Source organism: Ruegeria sp. YTSA168, from assembly GCF_059610045.1.
The window spans coordinates 233327-251382 of sequence record NZ_JBXWMW010000004.1; the positions used below are offsets into that span (position 1 = coordinate 233327).

General features: G+C 59.2%; 22 protein-coding genes. 7 read left to right on the forward strand and 15 right to left on the reverse strand.

Going from position 1 to position 18056, the window contains the following annotated elements:
• Positions 1–114: 114 nt before the first annotated feature.
• The gene (soxR, locus tag AC2FFE_RS10430; RefSeq protein ID WP_496818980.1) at positions 115–570 is read right to left on the reverse strand and encodes a redox-sensitive transcriptional activator SoxR; all 456 of its coding nucleotides are present in this window, start codon (positions 568–570) and stop codon (positions 115–117) included.
• Between the two features lie 87 nt (positions 571–657).
• Here soxR and AC2FFE_RS10435 point away from each other — a divergent pair, with 87 nt between their 5' ends.
• From AC2FFE_RS10435 to AC2FFE_RS10445, 3 genes are all read left to right on the forward strand, one after another.
• Positions 658–1038 (forward strand): VOC family protein, encoded by a 381-nt coding sequence (locus tag AC2FFE_RS10435; RefSeq protein WP_496818979.1) that lies wholly within the window; start codon positions 658–660, stop codon positions 1036–1038.
• A gap of 235 nt (positions 1039–1273) precedes the next feature.
• Positions 1274–1744 (forward strand): transcription elongation factor GreA, encoded by a 471-nt coding sequence (gene greA / locus AC2FFE_RS10440; RefSeq protein WP_496818978.1) that lies wholly within the window; start codon positions 1274–1276, stop codon positions 1742–1744.
• Positions 1745–1758: 14 nt separating this feature from the next.
• On the forward strand, positions 1759–2754 hold the full coding sequence (locus AC2FFE_RS10445) for a hypothetical protein (protein ID WP_496846576.1): 996 nt from the start codon (positions 1759–1761) through the stop codon (positions 2752–2754).
• A gap of 8 nt (positions 2755–2762) precedes the next feature.
• Here AC2FFE_RS10445 and AC2FFE_RS10450 read toward each other — a convergent pair whose 3' ends face one another.
• The 6 genes from AC2FFE_RS10450 to fdhD are packed head-to-tail and all read right to left on the reverse strand — an operon-like array spanning position 2763 to position 7929.
• Positions 2763–3311, reverse strand: a complete 549-nt coding sequence (locus tag AC2FFE_RS10450; RefSeq protein ID WP_496818976.1) for a GNAT family N-acetyltransferase — start codon at positions 3309–3311, stop codon at positions 2763–2765.
• A 41-nt stretch (positions 3312–3352) separates the two neighbouring features.
• Positions 3353–5398, reverse strand: coding sequence for a molybdenum cofactor synthesis domain-containing protein (locus tag AC2FFE_RS10455; protein ID WP_496819255.1), 2046 nt, complete (start codon positions 5396–5398; stop codon positions 3353–3355).
• 20 nt (positions 5399–5418) lie between these two features.
• The gene (gene mobB / locus AC2FFE_RS10460; protein WP_496818975.1) at positions 5419–5910 is read right to left on the reverse strand and encodes a molybdopterin-guanine dinucleotide biosynthesis protein B; all 492 of its coding nucleotides are present in this window, start codon (positions 5908–5910) and stop codon (positions 5419–5421) included.
• Positions 5907–6551 carry a molybdenum cofactor guanylyltransferase MobA gene (mobA, locus tag AC2FFE_RS10465; protein ID WP_496846577.1) on the reverse strand — a complete coding sequence of 215 codons (645 nt, stop codon included), beginning with the start codon at positions 6549–6551 and terminating at the stop codon, positions 5907–5909. Before mobA ends, mobB begins: the two co-directional genes overlap by 4 nt.
• Positions 6548–6994: a hypothetical protein gene (locus AC2FFE_RS10470; RefSeq protein ID WP_496818973.1), complete on the reverse strand. Its 447-nt coding sequence runs from the start codon at positions 6992–6994 to the stop codon at positions 6548–6550. The genes mobA and AC2FFE_RS10470 overlap by 4 nt, the downstream gene beginning before the upstream one ends.
• A complete protein-coding gene (gene fdhD / locus AC2FFE_RS10475; RefSeq protein ID WP_496818972.1) occupies positions 6991–7929 on the reverse strand; it encodes a formate dehydrogenase accessory sulfurtransferase FdhD in 939 nt (312 codons plus the stop codon). Before fdhD ends, AC2FFE_RS10470 begins: the two co-directional genes overlap by 4 nt.
• Here fdhD and AC2FFE_RS10480 point away from each other — a divergent pair.
• Complete coding sequence (locus AC2FFE_RS10480; RefSeq protein ID WP_496818971.1) at positions 7928–8638, forward strand: AzlC family ABC transporter permease; 711 nt, start codon at positions 7928–7930, stop codon at positions 8636–8638. The two genes, fdhD and AC2FFE_RS10480, sit on opposite strands and share 2 nt — an antisense overlap.
• Positions 8635–8967 carry an AzlD domain-containing protein gene (locus tag AC2FFE_RS10485; RefSeq protein ID WP_496818969.1) on the forward strand — a complete coding sequence of 111 codons (333 nt, stop codon included), beginning with the start codon at positions 8635–8637 and terminating at the stop codon, positions 8965–8967. Before AC2FFE_RS10480 ends, AC2FFE_RS10485 begins: the two co-directional genes overlap by 4 nt.
• Here AC2FFE_RS10485 and AC2FFE_RS10490 read toward each other — a convergent pair.
• From AC2FFE_RS10490 to AC2FFE_RS10520, 7 genes are all read right to left on the reverse strand, one after another.
• Positions 8956–9588 carry a hypothetical protein gene (locus tag AC2FFE_RS10490; protein ID WP_496818968.1) on the reverse strand — a complete coding sequence of 211 codons (633 nt, stop codon included), beginning with the start codon at positions 9586–9588 and terminating at the stop codon, positions 8956–8958. The two genes, AC2FFE_RS10485 and AC2FFE_RS10490, sit on opposite strands and share 12 nt — an antisense overlap.
• Before the next feature lie 19 nt (positions 9589–9607).
• Positions 9608–9742, reverse strand: coding sequence for an aa3-type cytochrome c oxidase subunit IV (locus AC2FFE_RS10495; protein ID WP_496818967.1), 135 nt, complete (start codon positions 9740–9742; stop codon positions 9608–9610).
• A 67-nt stretch (positions 9743–9809) separates the two neighbouring features.
• Positions 9810–10370, reverse strand: a complete 561-nt coding sequence (locus tag AC2FFE_RS10500) for a hypothetical protein (protein WP_496818966.1) — start codon at positions 10368–10370, stop codon at positions 9810–9812.
• Positions 10357–12195, reverse strand: a complete 1839-nt coding sequence (locus tag AC2FFE_RS10505; RefSeq protein WP_496818965.1) for a glycerophosphodiester phosphodiesterase family protein — start codon at positions 12193–12195, stop codon at positions 10357–10359. Before AC2FFE_RS10505 ends, AC2FFE_RS10500 begins: the two co-directional genes overlap by 14 nt.
• Positions 12196–12251: 56 nt before the next feature.
• Positions 12252–12704 carry a DUF6173 family protein gene (locus tag AC2FFE_RS10510; RefSeq protein ID WP_353013580.1) on the reverse strand — a complete coding sequence of 151 codons (453 nt, stop codon included), beginning with the start codon at positions 12702–12704 and terminating at the stop codon, positions 12252–12254.
• Positions 12705–12707: 3 nt separating this feature from the next.
• Positions 12708–13733 (reverse strand): MBL fold metallo-hydrolase, encoded by a 1026-nt coding sequence (locus AC2FFE_RS10515; RefSeq protein WP_496818964.1) that lies wholly within the window; start codon positions 13731–13733, stop codon positions 12708–12710.
• A gap of 19 nt (positions 13734–13752) precedes the next feature.
• Positions 13753–15456 carry an acyl-CoA dehydrogenase gene (locus AC2FFE_RS10520; RefSeq protein ID WP_496846578.1) on the reverse strand — a complete coding sequence of 568 codons (1704 nt, stop codon included), beginning with the start codon at positions 15454–15456 and terminating at the stop codon, positions 13753–13755.
• A gap of 139 nt (positions 15457–15595) precedes the next feature.
• On the opposite strand from AC2FFE_RS10520, the gene AC2FFE_RS10525 reads away from it, so the two are divergent.
• A complete protein-coding gene (locus AC2FFE_RS10525) occupies positions 15596–16543 on the forward strand; it encodes an L-threonylcarbamoyladenylate synthase (RefSeq protein ID WP_496846579.1) in 948 nt (315 codons plus the stop codon).
• Here AC2FFE_RS10525 and AC2FFE_RS10530 read toward each other — a convergent pair whose 3' ends face one another.
• Positions 16544–17098 (reverse strand): YqgE/AlgH family protein, encoded by a 555-nt coding sequence (locus AC2FFE_RS10530; protein ID WP_496818961.1) that lies wholly within the window; start codon positions 17096–17098, stop codon positions 16544–16546.
• A 145-nt stretch (positions 17099–17243) separates the two neighbouring features.
• On the opposite strand from AC2FFE_RS10530, the gene AC2FFE_RS10535 reads away from it, so the two are divergent.
• Positions 17244–18056, forward strand: a complete 813-nt coding sequence (locus AC2FFE_RS10535) for a protein-disulfide reductase DsbD domain-containing protein (protein WP_496846580.1) — start codon at positions 17244–17246, stop codon at positions 18054–18056.

The window sequence follows — 18056 nt, forward strand, 5'->3', positions numbered from 1 at the left end:
TCCGAATTGGCGCTTTTCTCGTGCAGTCGGCGCAATTTTGTTTCACGGCTGATTACATGGTTGGAAAGACCTTGGTCAATCAAAACACGGCGTAACATTGCTGCAATGCGGCAGTTAAGCCTCTGGCGAGTCGCCCATGAGGTATCTGGGGCCGCTCCCATTTGATTTCGCGCGATCATCCGGATTGTACAGGGCACATTTTGGCAGGCTCAGGCATCCGCAGCCGATGCAGCCATCCAGATTGTCGCGTAGCCTTAGCAGAGTATCGATTCGTTGGTCCAGATGCGCCCGCAGCGTTACACTGATGTCCTTCCAATCTTGCGGTGTCGGGGTGCGGTTGCCCGGAAGGCCTGACAGCACCTCGCGGATTTCAGGTAGGGTCAGCCCGAATTGTTGCGCGATCATCACAAAACTCAACCGTCGGATATCGGCCCGTTGATAGCGTCGTTGCCCACCCGAGTTGCGCCACGGCGAAATCAGGCCCTGCGCCTCATAGTACCGGATGGCCGACACCGCCAGTCCCGTGCGCCGAGCCAGTGCGCCGATTGCCAGCCCTTCAGATGCAGCCATTGAACCCTCGCAAAAATACCTTGACCTAAAGTTAGGTTTAGGAATTACGGTGAGTCGTGACAAGCCTCAATTCGCAAAGGAGATCCCATGATGGCGACGCTTGAACACACCAATTTCACCGTCCGCGACCCGCAGGCATCAGCAGCGTGGATGCAAAAGGTTTTTGGCTGGAAGACCCGCTGGGAAGGCCCAGCCATTGCGGGTGGCTATACTGTGCATGTAGGAAGCGCGCATACCTACCTGGCGCTTTATGCGCCCAGTGATCCGAGGCCCGCAGGTGAAAGCAGCTACGACATCGTCGGTGGCCTGAACCATGTTGGTGTTCTGGTCGAAGATATCGACGCTATCGAAGCCAAAGTGCGCGATGCCGGATTCACGCCCCATAACCATGCGGATTACGAACCGGGCAAACGGTTCTATTTCGACGATGACAACGGCATAGAATTCGAAGTGGTCCAATATGATTGAGATGTTGTGGCTATGCACCCATTCGCGCCGTTGGCGCCGGGACAAGCCCCCGGATCACCGCCACAGGCGCGCGCCTGCCTCGTCTGAACGGCGCTAAGCCGCAAATCGAACGCAGGCTGACCCTTGGCCTCTTGCAATTCACGCCTCATTTAGGTCAGGTACTGAACGACCCATCATTCGCCCCGACGCTTTCTATGCGGCGGGGCGGCTCAATTTATGCGTGGACGACAAGACTATGGAAAAAATTCCAATGACGCCTGCGGGCAATGCCGCGCTTGCGGCGGAGCTGAAAAACCTCAAATCCGTCGAGCGTCCGGCGATCATCGAAGCCATCGCTACGGCGCGGGAACTGGGTGATTTGAAGGAAAACGCCGAATATCACTCGGCCCGCGAAAAGCAGGGCTTTATCGAAGGCCGCATCAAGGAGCTGGAAGGCATCCTGTCACTGGCTGATGTGATCGACCCCGCCAAACTGTCTGGCGCGATCAAATTTGGCGCCAAGGTCACGTTGGTCGATGAGGATACCGACGAGGAAAAGACCTGGCAAATCGTCGGCGAGTATGAGGCCGATATTGAAAACGGCCTGCTGAACATCAAATCTCCTATAGCCCGCGCGCTGATCGGCAAGGATGAAGGCGACAGCGTCGAAGTACGCACGCCGGGCGGTGTGCGATCCTATGAAGTTCTGAGCATCGAATACGCCTGACCGGAGCGTCTGTCATGTCGGGGACCGAACCTGACCAGGAAACCGAACGGCCAACCTCGCTGGGGATCTATGATCGCCCGGACCGGACAGCCGTGACCTCGATCGAAATCGCAGCGGGCGTGCTAAGCGTCATCTGGCTGGTGGTTTCGGTGGTGTTTCTGGTGCTGCCCGATCAGGCCGAGGGCGGAGGGATCATCGTGACCTTCCTTGCGGTGTTTATGCCGGTGGCGATGATCTGGGTGGCCGCTACAGCCATGCGTGCCAGCCGTGTCATGCGCGAGGAAAGCGCCCGATTGCAGACCGCAATAGATGCGATCCGCCAGGCCTATGTGGTGCAACAACAGCGCGCAGCCAGCTCTTACGAGCCGACGGTCACCAAGAAACTGGACGAGATTGCCGCTGCGACCAAAAAGGCCGAGGATGCCTTGGCCACGTTCTCAACCAAACGGCGCGAACCGGTGCAGGCCCCTCAGCCGACCCCGGTTCAGGGCGATCAGACCTCATTGGCGCTGGGCACCACGGCCGAAGACATCGCGCCGCCGCTGACAACCGATATCTTCATCCGCGCCCTGAACTTTCCGGAGACGGATAAAGACACCGAAGGTTTTGCCGCATTGCGGATGGCGCTGAAGGACCGAAAGGTCGCCAAGCTGATACAGGCCTCGCAGGATGTGCTGACCCTGCTCAGCCAGGAAGGCATCTATATGGATGACCTGCGCCCTGATATGGCTCGGCCCGAGATTTGGCGCCAATTCGCCCAAGGGGCTCGCGGGCGTTCGGTGGCGGCTTTGGGGGGCATTCGGGATCGATCGTCACTGGCGCTGACTGTGGCGCGGATGAAACAGGACCCAATTTTCCGGGATGCGGCGCATCATTTCCTGCGGCGCTTCGACAATATGATTGTCGAATTTGAACCTGATGCCAGTGATGCCGAACTGACCGCGCTGGGCGACACCAGAACGGCGCGCGCTTTCATGCTGGTGGGACGTGTTGCAGGGACTTTCGATTAAACGGGCGACTAAGCGGGCGTAACGGCCCAACTCATCTTAGTGGCGCTGCCGAATCCGAACAGATAGCGGAACGGCCCGGTTTCTTCATGCCCAACCGGCTTGAAGCCTTCGCGTTCGTAGAGGGACTTGGCCCGCGGATTTGTATCGATCACATCCAACTGCACTTCGGTCATGCCACGGCTGCGCGCCTCTTCCTTGATCGCGCTCAGCAATGTCGTCCCGACGCCTTTGCCACGCGCCTCGGCGGCGACAAAGATACCATCCATTTGGAACACACCGGGTTTCAGGTCCCGTTCCAGCACGCCCAGAACCGTGCCGCGCCACAGTGCCCCGAACCATCCATAGACACGCGCAAGGTCCGACAGGCTGCCACCGGCCAGACCACCCTCATTGGTCTTGAACCCGGCAAGGCCCAGTATTTGCCCGGACGAATCGCGTGCAACCAATGCGAAATTGGGATTAAGAGCCCGCTCGAAAAAAGCCAAACCCCGATCTTCCGGGCCCATCACCTTGTGCAATTTCGCCGCGAAGGCCTGCCAGAACAGTGCAGCAGCCATCGGCCGTTCATGTGGTGTAAACCCCTTTGAGACAGTGACGCTCATAGCCCGAAACTGCCGTAAGGAATGAACCGTACCGGATCGCCCGGCTGAATATGCCGCGCACCGTCTTCGATTTCGACCAGCCCTTCGGCCCAACTCAGCCCACTGATCCGGCCTGACCCTTCCGAATGAAACACCTCGGCCCGGCCATCGCGCACACGCGCGCGCAGATATTCACGACGCCCGGGTTTCTTGCGCTTCTCAAACGCGGCAGGCACCTCGAATCCCTGCGGTTCAACCCATCCTTCTCCTGACATCAGGCAAAGAGCAGGTCGTGCGAAGATCAGGGTGCACACCATGGCCGCCACGGGGTTGCCGGGCAGCCCAAAGACAGGCGTGTCCGACCACATGCCCAGCGCCAAAGGCCGCCCAGGCTTAAGCGCAATCCGCCATTCCTGCATGGCGCCCGCGTCACGCAACAGGGCAGAGACATGATCCTCATCCCCTGCCGAGGCCCCTCCGCTGGTCAGGATGACATCAGCCTGCGTGGCGGCCTCATCCAGCCGATTGCGCAGCGCATCCCGATCGTCCTCGACCCGGCCCATATCAACAGACAGAAATCCCATCCGCTCAATCAGAGACAGCAACATTGGACGATTGGCATCGAAGATTTGTCCAGCGCCCGCAACATCGCCCGGCTCGACAAGTTCATCCCCGGTCGACAGAACCGCCACGCGCAGGGTTTGACGCACCGGAACCTCAGCGATGCCGACGGCGGACAGCAAGGCCATATCCGCAGGGGTCAGCCTACGCCCGGCTGACAATGCCGTGTCACCCTCCACCACATCCTCACCCGCGCGGCGCGTATTCGCACCTTTTTTCAACGGCCCGTGGAAGGCGATGTGACCGTCCTTTAGCATCACATCCTCTTCAAGGATCACCGTATCCACGCCCTTGGGCAAGGCCGCCCCGGTCAGGATGCGCAGCGCATGCCCCGACGGGACTTGGCCATCAAATGGAATGCCCGCCGCCGCGCGGCCTTGGGTCAGAGGCATCACCTGCGCGCCAACTGCGGCTGGACCTGCAAAGCCATAGCCATCAACCGCCGTGTTGGGTTGCGGCGGGTTCGAGCGTTTTGCCACCACATCTTCGGCCAGCACACGGCCCACAGACTGCATCAGCGGAACCGTTTCTACCCCAGTCACTAGATGCAATCTGCTCTGCAGCAGAGCCAAAGCATCATCGACCGGCGTCCAGCTCACCCCCGCAGGCAGCGCAAAACAATCGTTACGCAATGGCGGCGGCGCTATGTTCGGTTTGTCTTGTGGCACACCCAAAATCCACCCCTCCTCGGGGGCTGAAACATCCAACTGTTCTGTCAATTCCTGATCGCTAAGCCGGGACAAAGTCAAGGCGACCTGTTCCACCTGCCAGGCATCTTTGATCCGGTCCGACGGGGCGGAACACAGGTTGAGCGAGGGCCAAATCTCGACAAACGCGACCGGTTTATCCAGCGGTTGAAACGGCCAGACCGCAACCTTTCCATCGAATGCTTGCCGCAATCGACTGAGCACCGGCAGGCCCATCATCACCTGCCCCCCAACAGACCCTGCCCCGGCCATTTGCCAGCAGGTAAAACTGCCCTTCGCCAGCGTTTCGACTGCCCTGCGGTCTGGGAACGGGTTGTGGTAATCCTGTTTGGTGCGCGGTAGCCCGTCGATATCGCGACGCAGCGCATTCATCCAAAATGGGCCCTTGCCACCAAAACGTTGGTTAATGCGCCCCGCCAGATCAAACCGGTTATTGGCGTTGGGTGAATCCTCGACTTGCGTCTCCAGCCAATCCCACAATGCCAGCGGATCATCGTGGCCTGTCATGGCTTTGGCAAATCCTTGAGGGTAGCTAAACGGGAAATCAAACCCCAGAAACAGGCGTCGACCAGCCGCCAGTTCGGCCGCGATCAGCTCACGCAGCCAGGTTTCAGCCACCACACGATTGCGCAGATATTCAAGCGACCGCACTTTACCATCGCGCACAACGCAGACCCAGATCGCATCTTTGCGCGGGGTCGGCCCGGTATCGTTACCACCTGACCAGTCCACCATGGCAAAGCTGTCAAACAAGCTCACAAACCGACCTCGGCCAGTATGAAATCTGCAATCGCGCCTGTGTCATTCAGATCGAAAACGCGACGATCCAGCGTCAGCGGCGTATCACTGGCAACTGCATGGATCGTGGGGTCGCTCTTAGCGATCAATTCATTGCCCGGCTCAGCACGAAATGCTTCGACTTTGGGGTGAGGTTCGCGCTTGTACCCCTCGACCAGCACCAGATCGACCGGTGACAGGCGGTCCAGCAAATCCTCAAGCGCGGGCTCCGGGGCACCGCGCAATTCCTGCATCAACGCCACACGCTGCCCCGAGGCCAGCAGAACCTCACTAGCTCCCGCCATTCGGTGACGATGGCTGTCCCGCCCTGGCTGATCAACGTCAAAAGAATGATGCGCGTGTTTGATGGTCGAGACGGAAAATCCACGCCCGGTGATCTCGGCCACCAGCCGCTCCATCAACCCGGTTTTCCCCGCGTTTTTCCAGCCGGTCACGCCGTAGACCTTCATGCCTGCTCCAACAGTTTTTCGGCCAACGCCAGATCAGCCGGCGTGTTGACGTTAAAAAACGGATCGAACGGCTCAGCCGGGAAGAGCGCCTCACGACCGTCATGCTGATCGGTCCACAACACCACCTTACGCAATCCGCCGTTCAGCGCAGCCCGCAGATCATCGCGCAGTGCAACGGGCCAGAGACCAAAGGTCGGATGCCGATTGATCCGTTTGCTGCCACCAGACTTCAACGCCTCCTCCCCAGTGTGCGGCGTAGCGGCCAGAACAAGTGGATGGGTCTGACCTTCGGCTGCGGCGGTCAGGCGGTCAACCAGATCACGCGGCAAGAACGGCGTGTCCGCTGCGGCGGTCACGATACTGTCCACCCCTTGCTCTGCCGCCCAGTCGAGCCCCGCCAGAACTCCGGCCAGGGGTCCAACGAAGCCGTCAATCGTATCCGGTATGACGGGCAGGTTGAGTTCGGCGAACCGTGCCGGATCACCATTTGCGTTCAGAAACAGCCCACTCACCTGTGCGGACAAACGGTTGATCACGTGGTTCAAAAGGCTCTGCCCGCCAATCTGCAAGAGGCCCTTGTCACCGCCGCCCATTCGGGTCGCAAGCCCGCCTGCGAGAATGATGCCGACGGGTTTGGTCATGTCGGCAATCCTTTCAGCGTGGGCCAGTTTGGTGTTCTCACAAAAATAACGACAGCAAGCAAAATCAGAAGGCCGGCCAACCAGACAGACCAAACGCTAAAGATCAGAAATCCCGATAGGAACATAAACGTGTTGTTTAGCCGGTATCGCCGCGCTGCAGTTAAGGCCGGCCTATTCAGCCCTTTCAACGCAGGAAGTCCCCAAAACAAGATACGCAGGCGCGTCGATTTTCGCCGTGAAGAGATACCGGTAGCACGAGAGGCTGCGATCAAATCGGTCAGAGCGCTCCACCTAAGCTGATCCAGTACGTCATCGGGATAAGCCGCCAGCGCCATATCCATCGCCAGTTCATCCGCATATTGGAACTTCATGGAATAGAGCGTTGTGACAAAGAGAACCGGGAGGACCAGCAACTCTTCAAGCCCTGCGAGCATTTCAATCATCCCGCACTTTTCCGTCTATGCTTCTTGTCCTCAACCGCCACACTCGCCGGGTCCACATCCCGCAGCAACCGATCCTCACCCGACAAACACACAAACCGCTGACCCCGCATCCGGCCAATCAGGGTCAATCCAACCTCGCGCGCGATTTCGACGCCCCAGGCGGTGAAACCGGATCGGGAGGCCAGAATCGGGATGCCCATCATCGCGGTTTTGATCACCATCTCCGATGTCAGGCGGCCTGTGGTGTATAAGATCTTGTCATCGGCCGTCTCTCCCTCGGTCAGCATCCAGCCCGCGATCTTGTCGACCGCGTTATGGCGGCCCACGTCTTCCATATAGACCAGCGGACGGTTCTGGCGGCACAGGACCGTGCCATGGATCGCGCCTGCCTCAAGGTACAAAGACGGTGTGCGATTGATCTTGGCGGCCAGATCATACAGCCAAGAGGTGCGCACCGAGACCTGAGGTAGACGCACATCTTCCAGCCCCTCCATCATGTCACCAAAGACGGTGCCCACAGCGCAGCCACTGGTGCGGGTCTTTTTCTTCAGCTTTTCCTCATACGAGGTCTCTCGCTGCGTCCGAACCACAACCGTTTCCAGATCATCATCATACTCGACCCGCATGATCTGATCATGAGGCAGCAACATGCCCTGATTGCGCAGAAAGCCCAGCGCCAGGTATTCGGGGTAGTCGCCGATTGTCATCGCCGTCACGATTTCCTGTGAATTCAGAAAAATCGTCAGCGGGCGTTCTTCGACAACCGAGATCTGGCTGACCTCACCATTCTGGTCCACACCTTCGACGGCACGCGTCAACCGGGGCGCTCCCGGATCAGGTGCGATGATGTAGTCCGAAGCATTCGGTTTCGTGGCCAATTGCAACCCTCTCTCAAGATCGCTACTGCTGCTGCGATCACCATAGGATTTCGCCATGGCAGACGCCACATCCAAGTCATACTTCTGGAAGGGTTTTCGCGACGGGACACCGTTCATATTTGTCGCCATCCCGTTCGGTACCTTATTCGGTGTCTTTGCGACCGAGGCGGGTTTGAGCGTTGTGCAGGTGGTTGCCTTTTCCGCCACGGTCTTCGCCGGCGCGGCGCAATTCACCGCCTTGCAACTGATGCAGGAAAACGCACCAACGGTGATTGTACTGGCCTCGGCATTGGCGGTGAACCTGCGGGTGGCGATGTATTCTGCGTCACTGACACCGTTTTTGGGCGCGGCCCCGATATGGCAGAGGGCTTTCGCGGCCTATCTGACGGTCGACCAATCCTATGCCTGCAGCATCGTGCAGTTCGAGAAAGAACCCAAGATGACGCTGCCCCAAAGAATGGCGTATTTCTTTGGCTCGGTCACACCGATCACGCCGCTTTGGATACTGGCCACTTATCTGGGCGCCGTACTGGGTGCGCGCATTCCCGAAAGCTGGGCGCTGGATTTTGCCCTGCCGATCACCTTTCTGGCCATGATCGGGCCGATGATGCGCACGCTTCCCCACGTGATCGCAGCCCTTGTCGCAATCATCGTCGCCCTCCTGACCGTCTCTGTCCCGTTCAACCTGGGCCTTTTGATCGCAGGAACAGCCGGAATGATCGCGGGTGCGCAGTCTGAAGTGTTGCTGGAGCGGAGGAAGACATGACCCAGATCGATCCTGTCACCATGTGGACTGTCATCATCGGGCTGGCGATTGGCAGTTTTGCCCTGCGATTTACCTTTATCGGTCTGGTCGGAGACCGCCCGATGCCGCCATGGCTGCTGCGCCATCTGCGCTATACTGCCGTGGCGATCCTGCCCGCGTTGATCGCGCCTCTGGTTGTCTGGCCCTCGGCGACCGAAGGCCAGCCCGATATCGCACGTATGGCAGCGGCTGCAATGGCATTGGGCGTCGGGGTGCTTACCAAAAACGTACTCGCCGCGATCTTTTCAGGGGCGGCAACGCTTTACGGCTTGCTCTATTTACTCGGCTAGGGCCGCGTCCAGCTGATTGAGGCGCGCATTATTCGCCGCAAGACCTTTTTGCAGATCGGCATCATCGTTTTCACGATAGTCTTCAGTCGCCACACCGGGCAATTGACCAAACTGATCCGAGAGTTTCACAGGATAGAAGGTCACATCAATCTGCTCGAATCCGGGAACCTGTTGCAGCAATCGCGCTGTCGAGTTCGCACAGAACGCGCCCGCTACCGGGCCGCTTTGTTTGGCCAGTTGCAAGGCAATTTCTGCCTGCTGTGGTGAGACCTGAATGGTCTGAACACGCGCATAATGTGACTCGCGGGCATGCGAACTGCGATAGGCCTGCTCAACTGCCGGGGTAATGCCATAGAGAACATCGTCCTTGACCGGCACGACATCGGCCCGGAAAGACCCCGCTGGATCAAAGATCACCCGCTCACTGCCACCAATCATCAGCGATGTATGCGCCCCGGACCCAGTACGCGTGTTGATCATGGTATAGAGCGTCAAGGTTGACGGCCCAGGATCACGGTAAGACCGGGATACGATCTCTGACGGATCAGCTTGAGGGCGCTGTGAGCCCGCGCAACCTGCAACAGTTGCTGCCAGGAGGCAGGCAATCAGAATCCGGAACACGGGTCGCCCTCGCTATGGGTTACGCAGCAAAAACCGCCAGGAACAGGCAGAGGAAGGCGATGGCAACCGCACACCAGGTTGTGGCTTTGATAAAGCCGTTGAAGGTTTTGGTTTGAACGGTGATGTCCATTTCGCCGTGCTTGTGGTCAGCCATGAGTCTCAGAATCCCAATTCGCGTGTTTTCCTGTTGGATAATCGAAAAGGCAGGGGCTGTCACGACGTCATTCGCGCGCAGGGGTACGATCCGCGAAAACGGAACACCCCGGATACCCAAACCCCCAACGCCACGGCAGCCCGCTGCAAGGTCCGCCGCCGAACCGGACAGCCCCATACATGGCATCCGCCGTCAGCGCATGAACGTTGCGCACCTGATCCGGCGTCATGTCATATCGCTGGGCGTAGTCTTCGGCATATGTGTCCCCATGATCCTTGACGCAGGTGCGCAGGGTTTGATCTGCAGACAGGCGCGCGTCGTAGCTGTCCTCGGGCAGCAAGGCTGCGCCCGCATTGTGATAGGCCCGGTCGTGAACCACGCAGCATTCCTCCCACGGGGGACGGGCTTCATATAAGTCTCCGATCTGCGGGAATGTATCGGCAACCCAGCGCCAACTGGCCGACAGACCGCCTGAACAGCCATCTGTTTCAAACGGTGTCAAAGGTGCGGTGCCCCGTTGTGCGATCAAAGCGCGATGTGCAGGCATCTCGACGCTGCGCATCAAATCCTGAGCCGCCGCATCGCCGGACAGGCAGACCAACAGCACCGCGAAGTTACGGGCTGGCATCGCGCATCGCCTGCGTGTCGACCTGCATACCAAAGGTGGTGGCGAGCCACAGCAGAAGGCGTTCAGCCGGACCCATCTCGGCCCGGATCCTCAAAACCTCGCGCGCCATGGCCGGGCGATCGGTAATCAACCCGTCAACGCCCATCGAAGCCATGGCAGACATCTGTAGCGGATCATTCACCGTCCAGACATAGATATCCTTGCCCGCGTCGTGCACGGAACGGATCAACCCCGGAGAGACCGACGCCGCATTCACGGCGACAAAATCGCCTTCAAGACCAGATAAATCACCCACTGCCGTTGCGGCCAAAACACCCGCGCGCCAATCGGGGCGCAGAGATTTCATCTTTTGCACGGCAGGGTATTTCAGAGACATCGTGGCGATCTGCTCCTGCATCCCAAACTCTTCGACCAGCGCAACCACCCGGTTTTCCAGATCGATATCGTGGCCATAGTACTTCAGTTCGATGATTACCTTGGCTTTGCCCTTTGTGGCTTCCAGAACCTCGCGCAGCGTTGGGGTACGCTGATCCGCGTATTCGGGGCCGAACCAACTGCCGATGTCGATCTGTGCCACATCCTCCATCGTGGCATCCCAAACCTTGAGATCGACCTGCGCCAATTTCATGAAGTCACTGTCGTGCGCAACAATCACCTCATTATCCGCAGTTTCCTGCACATCGATCTCAACCCAATCTGCACCGTCTTCGATGGCTTTCAGGACCGAGGCCATGGTGTTTTCGGGCCGCAACGCTGCCGCACCACGATGGCCGATCACCTCGGCCCGATCCGGCGCCTGTACCTGCTCCAGAAGACGATGGCCAAACCAGCTGCCGACCAGCAGCGCAATCACCGAAAGGCCCACCGCCCCGATGAGTGAGGGGCGCAGATGACGCGGTTCGGGATGCGGCAGGTCCGCGACTTGTGGCTCAAAGAATCCATCCAGCAGCAACGCAAGCGCGCCGAGCGCCGTTGCCGCCAGCACCAACCCCGACAATGACCAAAGCCCCGCGATCACAAGGCTATAGATCAGCGCCATCCGAAGGTGATCGCTGCCTTGTAATGGAACCAGAGCAAATAGTAGCCCAGCAATCGCCGCAATCGCCGCTGCGATCACAAGGCGCAGGCCGAGCCAGGCAACCAAAGACAACTTCAGGCGTCCTTGCCGCCCCTCCATCCGTATGGCGCTGACCCCAAACACATGCGCCGGGTGGACATTCTCGAAAAGTACCAGATGCAGCGACAGCGCCCATGCGGATAGTCTGCGGATCAGGACCCAAGCCATCACCAAAGCAAGCGCACCGATCAGCAGAACGGCAATCCAGAAGGCGGGCGGATGGAAGGTCAGGTAGTAGTTGATGTCGTATTCCGTAAACGCCCACCACGCGATCAACCCAGAGATGGCGAGAAAAGGCAGCGCCAGAATCAGAACGCGCAGAATAAAGCGCCAAGCAAACCCAAACAGGGCTGGCAGGCGCGACACCACCAGCCGGATTGCAGAACTGCCCGCCCGCCACGGATTGGGCTCGTCCATGCGTAGCGAGCCTGCCATGACAGCAAAGACAAAAACCTCGGCCATCAGAAACAGGCTCAGCACGACCAGGGCCGCGGTGAACCCTGCGGGAGAAAGGATGAAGGTCGCGATATCCTGATCCGTCAACGCCGACTGATCAGACAGGGAGACCGCCAGATTGACCGCTGCGGCCATAGCAGGCGCGATGAGTGCGATCAGCAGCAGGCGCACTGCAATGTAGATGGGAACAAAGGTCTGCCGCCGGGCCCAAGCCCCAAAATAGGCCTGGACTATGGCTGTGATATAAGACACGTCGTGGCCTCCTGAATGATCAATTCATTCAAGGCTGCGCAGGCGTGAATTGCAAGTCAGCTTTCTTCCAGATCGGCGGCCAGCCGGAACCCGATGCGATTGGCCGGTTTGTCTTCGACCGACTTTGGCAGCGCCCGCAACATCACGTTCAGCTGGCTGACATGCTGCACCAGCTGTGTGCGTCCCCCGGCCCCGTCCGAGCCATAGAAGGTGATGATATCAGGGTCAAAATAGCCCATACCTTCAATCCGCAGCACTCCGGCGTCACCGCCAGTGAACCCCATTGCCACCTCGTGATCGCCATCCAGTGTCTTCTCGAAGTTCTGGATGTACAGGATCAGTCGTTCATAAGCCCATTGTGCCGGGCTTTTGGTTTCAACCGGTTTCTGCAAAGGCTCCGGCAGGGGCTTCGACCCGGATTCAGCTTCGGAATTGGCGTGCACCTCATAGCAACGCGGCAGTGCTGCTGCTTCGGCTGCCTCGGCTGAGGTCTCGATCTCGTCCTGCATTCTTTACCCTTTGCGTTGGTAGACCCAGGCTCCGTCTGCGCGGCGCGCCCGGGTGACGGACCCAATGTGGTAAAGATGGTTCATATGTGCAACCGCTTCGACCAGCGCGAGGCCATATTCCCCCTCACGAATGGTCCGTTTGAACAGCGGCGCAAAGCAATCCGCCGCAGCTTTGGGTTTATCCAGATCATCCAGCAGGCGCTTTAGCGCTCCGTGATGGTTGTCGATCAGCTGCCGCATGCGCAGGGGCAAACCGGAAAAGGGCAGCTTATGACCCCCCAGAACCAGATGATCGGCCCGCGCAAGCCCTTCCAGCCGTTCGCACGCCTCTAACCAGCCTGAGACCGGATCGGCCATGGGTTCGGTTGCATAGACGCCAAGATTGGGGCTGATCGAGCTGAGGATCTGATCGCCGCTCAGCACAAGATTGTCATCTCGGCTCCAGAGTGTGACATGTTCCGGAGCGTGGCCGTTGCCCATATGCACATCCCAATCGCGCCCACCTGCGCGCAACACATCGCCCTGTTTTACCCGCGTGAACCCCAATGGCATGGGATACACCGTGTCGGCAAAGTTGAAGGGGCGGTCAGCCTTGCGTTTGTTCAGAACCTCGGCAGACATGCCCGCGCTTTGGTAGAAATCCAGCGTTTCCTGGGGCCAGCTTTCCTGAACATCCAATGTCAGCATACGCGCAAACAACCACGCCGTGCGGCTGGTCAGAAGTTCGGCACCATGCTCAGACTGAAACCAACCCACATTGCCGACATGATCAGGATGATGATGGGTCGCCAGCACGCGGCGGACAGGTTTGCCCGCAAGCGGACCGGACATCAGCTGCTGCCAGATCGCGCGCGTTTTCCCGGATGAAATCCCGGTATCCACAAGGGTCCAGCCATCCCCATCGTCCAGCGCGTAGACATTGACATGGTCCAGCGCCATGGGCAGCGGCAGGCGCATCCACAGGATACCTTCGGCAATCTCAATCGCCTCACCGGGTGCGGGCGGGTCGGGCCAGGGATATTCGATCATCGACACCGCCATTCAGTTCTTAAGCCGCCAGATCATCTGCACTGAGCGCAAACAGGTCCTCTGCCCCGTTTTGCGCCTGAACCAGCAGACTGGAATATTGTGGGAGCAAACTGTTAATATAGAACCGCGCCAGCTTACCTCGCGCACCCTGCGGATCGGCCAATGCCGCCTTAAGGTGATAGTGCCCGCCCAGAACACGCGCAAACGCGTGCAGGTAGGCATGCGCCCCGGCAAACCGGTTGTTCATATCCCCTTGGCTGACAATCCATTCTGTTGCTTCGCGCAAGGACTCGGTCGCCTCCCACACGGGACCGGCAAGATCAGGCAGCGCAGCGCGGGCCTGTTCGGCATGATCCTCGATCTCATCCAACAGGCGCGAGGCGGCTTCGCCCTCATCCATCATCTTGCGGGCAACAAGGTCCATGGCCTGAATGCCATTTGTGCCTTCATAGATCGCTGTTACGCGGACATCGCGGTAGTACTGAGCCGCCCCGGTTTCTTCGATCACACCCATGCCGCCATGCACCTGAACACCTGTTTCCGAGACGCGCATCCCGGTCTGTGATCCAAAGGCTTTGCAAACAGGGGTCAACAGTGCCGCACGCGCGGCCCATTCGGCATCCTCAGTGGCCTGCGCCATATCAATGGCCACCGCATTCGCCAGCATAATTGCGCGTGCTGCAAAGGTGTCGGCACGCATCTCGGCCAACATCCGGCGTACATCGGCATGATCTATGATGGTGCCCGAGGGCGTTTTGCCCTGTTTGCGATCCAGCGCATAGGTCAGCGCGTGTTGATAGGCTGCCTCGGCCACGCCCACGCCCTGTCCGCCCACGCCCAGGCGTGCATTGTTCATCATGGTGAACATGGCCGCCATACCGCCATGTTCTTTCCCAACAAGCCAGCCGGTTGCACCGTCATATTGCATCACGCAGGTCGGTGAGCCGTGCAGGCCAAGCTTATGTTCAAGCGAGACAACTTTCAGATCATTGGCAACGCCCGGATTGCCCTCGGCATCCGGAATGAACTTGGGCACCAGAAACAGCGAAATCCCCTTGGTGCCGGGAACCCCATCAGGCAGGCGCGCCAAAACAAGATGGCAGACATTCCCCGCAAAATCGTTATCACCCCAGGAGATATAGATCTTCTGCCCCGTGATTGCGTAGGTGCCGTCCCCTTTGGGTTCAGCTTTCGAGGTCAGCGCGCCAACATCGGACCCGGCCTGCGGTTCGGTCAGGTTCATGGTCCCCGACCATTCGCCCGCCATCATCTTGGGCAGGTACAGCGCCTTGAGGTCATCGCTGGCATGATGTTCCAGTGCCTCGATCTGGCCTTGAGTCATCAGCGGGGCCAATTGCAGCGACAGGCAAGCTGCGCTCATCATCTCGTTCACGGCGGTGGTGATAGTGATCGGCAGGCCCATGCCGCCATATTCCGGATCGCCACTGATGCCGATCCAACCACCTTCGGCAATCGCATTCCAGCCATCGGCATAACCGGGCGAGCTGCGCAGAACGCCGTTTTCCAACCGAGCGGGCGTCAGATCACCGGGCCGCTGAAGCGGGGCCAGAACCTCTTCGCACATCTTGCCTGCCTCAGACAGGATCGCGCTGACCACATCCGGGCTGGCATCCGAAAAGCGATCTGTGGCGGCGATCTGGTCGAATCCTACGACGTTTTTGAACAGGAACTGGTAATCTGAAAGCGGCGCGCGGTATGGCATTGTTTCCCTCAGGGGCTGTCTGACCGGCTATTTGCAGGCGGGCTTGGAATTCCGACACTGCACCGGTATGCATCAAGGCTTGGAAGCATTACCTAACGTTCCCTATGATCCGAGCAACCGAAACGCGGCGTCACCAGACATGATCCCAACGACTCTCGATCTGACAGCGGACCCAGGCGGCATTGCTCGGGCCGCAGACCTTTTGCGGCAGGGCTTGCTGGTGGCCTTTGCAACCGAGACCGTCTATGGCCTTGGCGGCGACGCCCGGAACGGCGACGCGGTCGCCGCGATCTACGAAGCCAAGGGACGGCCCAGCTTTAACCCGCTGATCGCCCATGTCGCCTCGGTAGAAGCGGCCCGGCGATTTGTCGACTGGTCAGACCATGCAGAAACGCTTGCCAATGTTTTTTGGCCCGGACCACTGACACTGGTTCTGCCCTTGCGGGATGGTCATGGAATCTCTCCGTTGGTCACTGCAGGGTTGGAAACACTGGCCGTCCGCGTCCCGGCCCACCAAACGGCCCGAGACCTGCTGACCGCCTTTGACGGCCCAGTGGCAGCCCCATCCGCCAATCCCTCTGGCCAGATCAGCCCGACCACCGCCGATCATGTGCGTGCAGGGCTTGGCGACCGAATTTCTGCCATTCTGGATGACGGCCCCTGTGGTGTCGGTTTGGAATCGACCATTGTCGGGCTGGCCGGGGAGCCCACCTTGCTGCGCCCCGGCGGCATCGCGCTTGAGGATGTCGAAACCGCCCTCAACACACGCCTGCACTTGCATCAAGCCGGAGATCATCTGACCGCACCGGGACAACTGCAATCGCATTACGCGCCGGACGCGCCGGTTCGCCTGAATGCGCAGTCGAAGCAGGGTGATGAGGTTTTACTGGGCTTTGGTTCGGTCGACTGCGACCTGAACTTGTCCGAGAGCGGGAACCTGATCGAAGCCGCCGCCAATCTGTTTGCCGCATTGCACAGATTGAACGAAACGGGCCGACCGATTGCCGTGTCCCCTATTCCCGATCATGATCTGGGGGCTGCTATCAATGACCGCCTGCGCCGTGCTGCAGCACCGCGCGACAGCTGATCACGCGCGCCCGGCACTGGCAGACAAGCTCAGCGGATCGACACCCAGCGTGGCCAGAGCGGCCTCCCATTTGTCATCATCGGGGACGTCAAACACCAGTTGCGAGCTCGCCTCGGCTGTCAGCCAGCCATTCATGACGATCTCATCCTCCAGCTGTCCGGGGCCCCAGCCAGCATATCCCAGCGTAACCATCGAATCCAATGGACCCCGACCAGAGGCCAGATCCTCAAGCACATCCAGCGTTGCGGTCATGCTGAAAGACTCCGAGATTTGCAACGAATGCAGATTGGCGTCGTAGTCAGCACTATGCAGAACAAAGCCGCGCGACATCTCGACCGGGCCGCCGAAATGCACAAGGCGTTCCCCGACAACCGGTATGCGGCAGGCGATGTTAAGCTGCCCCAGCAGGGCTTTGATACGAAGGTCCGAGGGTTTGTTGATGATCAACCCCATCGCGCCGTCATCGCCATGGCTGCACATATAGACAACCGAATGGTCGAAACGCGGATCGCCCATGCCGGGCATCGCAATCAACAGTTTTCCGGTCAGGTTCATAGGGCGGGGTCTCTTTGTGATGGTACCTCAACAATGACCTTGTGGCCCTGCGATTGGCAAGATGCCACATAGGTTTTTGGCAGATTTCAGTCCGGTGACCCGAACGTGACTTGGATTTCAACCGCGTACCGCGCATGTATAGGGCATGAACGCGCTCAAGAAACCCATCGCAGCCGCTGTTGCAGCCTGCCTGTGTGCCATTTCACCTGCCTCGGCACAGCAGTTAGATGGTGTTGTCCAACTGGACATTCTGGATGGGGGTCAGACCACCAATGGCACCTATCTGGGGGCGTTGCGCCTGACCTTGCAGGATGGCTGGAAAACCTACTGGCGCGCGCCGGGGGATGCGGGGATTCCGCCGCAATTTGACTGGACCGGTTCGCGCAATGTTGGCGATGTGTCGATCACATGGCCTGCACCGGATGTGTTTGACCAGAATGGGCTGCAATCCATCGGGTACGAGGATCAACTGGTTTTGCCGGTTGAGATCACGCCGAAAAACCCAGCTAAACCTGTTCGCCTGCGCGGCGAGATGGATTTGGGCGTCTGCAAGGATGTCTGCATCCCCGAGCGGCTGGATTTCGACCATACACTGGACGCCAAGGCCGACCGCAACCCGACTATCGCTGCAGCGCTGGCCCAACGTCCGTTTTCGGCAAGAGAGGCCAATGTTTCATCCGCACGATGCAGCCTGACACCGACAGCAGACGGCATGCAGATCGAGGCGCGCGTGACCATGCCGTCAGCAGGTGGACAGGAGATAGCGGTGATCGAACCGGGCAATCCGGTGCTTTGGGCATCACAACCCGAAACAGTGCGTCAGGGCGGCACGCTGATTGCAACGGCAGAAGTCATCAACGCGTCGGGCGCGCCCTTCGCACTGGATCGGTCCGAGATTCGTATCACGGTTCTGGGTGCGAACCACGCGGTCGACATTCAGGGCTGCAGCGCAGGCTGA

What these genes read in the sequence shown, in the direction of transcription:
- AC2FFE_RS10455 (WP_496819255.1), bottom strand. Translation starts at nt 5,398, where the DNA reads ATGGTGGACTGGTCAGGTGGTAACGATACCGGGCCGACCCCGCGCAAA.
- AC2FFE_RS10525 (WP_496846579.1), top strand. Translation starts at nt 15,596, where the DNA reads ATGATCCCAACGACTCTCGATCTGACAGCGGACCCAGGCGGCATTGCT.
- fdhD (WP_496818972.1), bottom strand. Translation starts at nt 7,929, where the DNA reads ATGGCGAAATCCTATGGTGATCGCAGCAGCAGTAGCGATCTTGAGAGA.
- AC2FFE_RS10530 (WP_496818961.1), bottom strand. Translation starts at nt 17,098, where the DNA reads ATGAACCTGACCGGAAAACTGTTGATTGCGATGCCCGGCATGGGCGAT.
- AC2FFE_RS10495 (WP_496818967.1), bottom strand. Translation starts at nt 9,742, where the DNA reads ATGGCTGACCACAAGCACGGCGAAATGGACATCACCGTTCAAACCAAA.
- AC2FFE_RS10485 (WP_496818969.1), top strand. Translation starts at nt 8,635, where the DNA reads ATGACCCAGATCGATCCTGTCACCATGTGGACTGTCATCATCGGGCTG.
- soxR (WP_496818980.1), bottom strand. Translation starts at nt 570, where the DNA reads ATGGCTGCATCTGAAGGGCTGGCAATCGGCGCACTGGCTCGGCGCACG.
- mobA (WP_496846577.1), bottom strand. Translation starts at nt 6,551, where the DNA reads ATGACCAAACCCGTCGGCATCATTCTCGCAGGCGGGCTTGCGACCCGA.
- AC2FFE_RS10535 (WP_496846580.1), top strand. Translation starts at nt 17,244, where the DNA reads ATGAACGCGCTCAAGAAACCCATCGCAGCCGCTGTTGCAGCCTGCCTG.
- AC2FFE_RS10435 (WP_496818979.1), top strand. Translation starts at nt 658, where the DNA reads ATGATGGCGACGCTTGAACACACCAATTTCACCGTCCGCGACCCGCAG.
- AC2FFE_RS10480 (WP_496818971.1), top strand. Translation starts at nt 7,928, where the DNA reads ATGGCAGACGCCACATCCAAGTCATACTTCTGGAAGGGTTTTCGCGAC.
- AC2FFE_RS10450 (WP_496818976.1), bottom strand. Translation starts at nt 3,311, where the DNA reads ATGGCTGCTGCACTGTTCTGGCAGGCCTTCGCGGCGAAATTGCACAAG.
- AC2FFE_RS10520 (WP_496846578.1), bottom strand. Translation starts at nt 15,456, where the DNA reads ATGCCATACCGCGCGCCGCTTTCAGATTACCAGTTCCTGTTCAAAAAC.
- mobB (WP_496818975.1), bottom strand. Translation starts at nt 5,910, where the DNA reads ATGAAGGTCTACGGCGTGACCGGCTGGAAAAACGCGGGGAAAACCGGG.
- AC2FFE_RS10515 (WP_496818964.1), bottom strand. Translation starts at nt 13,733, where the DNA reads ATGATCGAATATCCCTGGCCCGACCCGCCCGCACCCGGTGAGGCGATT.
- AC2FFE_RS10470 (WP_496818973.1), bottom strand. Translation starts at nt 6,994, where the DNA reads ATGATTGAAATGCTCGCAGGGCTTGAAGAGTTGCTGGTCCTCCCGGTT.
- AC2FFE_RS10500 (WP_496818966.1), bottom strand. Translation starts at nt 10,370, where the DNA reads ATGCCAGCCCGTAACTTCGCGGTGCTGTTGGTCTGCCTGTCCGGCGAT.
- AC2FFE_RS10510 (WP_353013580.1), bottom strand. Translation starts at nt 12,704, where the DNA reads ATGCAGGACGAGATCGAGACCTCAGCCGAGGCAGCCGAAGCAGCAGCA.
- greA (WP_496818978.1), top strand. Translation starts at nt 1,274, where the DNA reads ATGGAAAAAATTCCAATGACGCCTGCGGGCAATGCCGCGCTTGCGGCG.
- AC2FFE_RS10445 (WP_496846576.1), top strand. Translation starts at nt 1,759, where the DNA reads ATGTCGGGGACCGAACCTGACCAGGAAACCGAACGGCCAACCTCGCTG.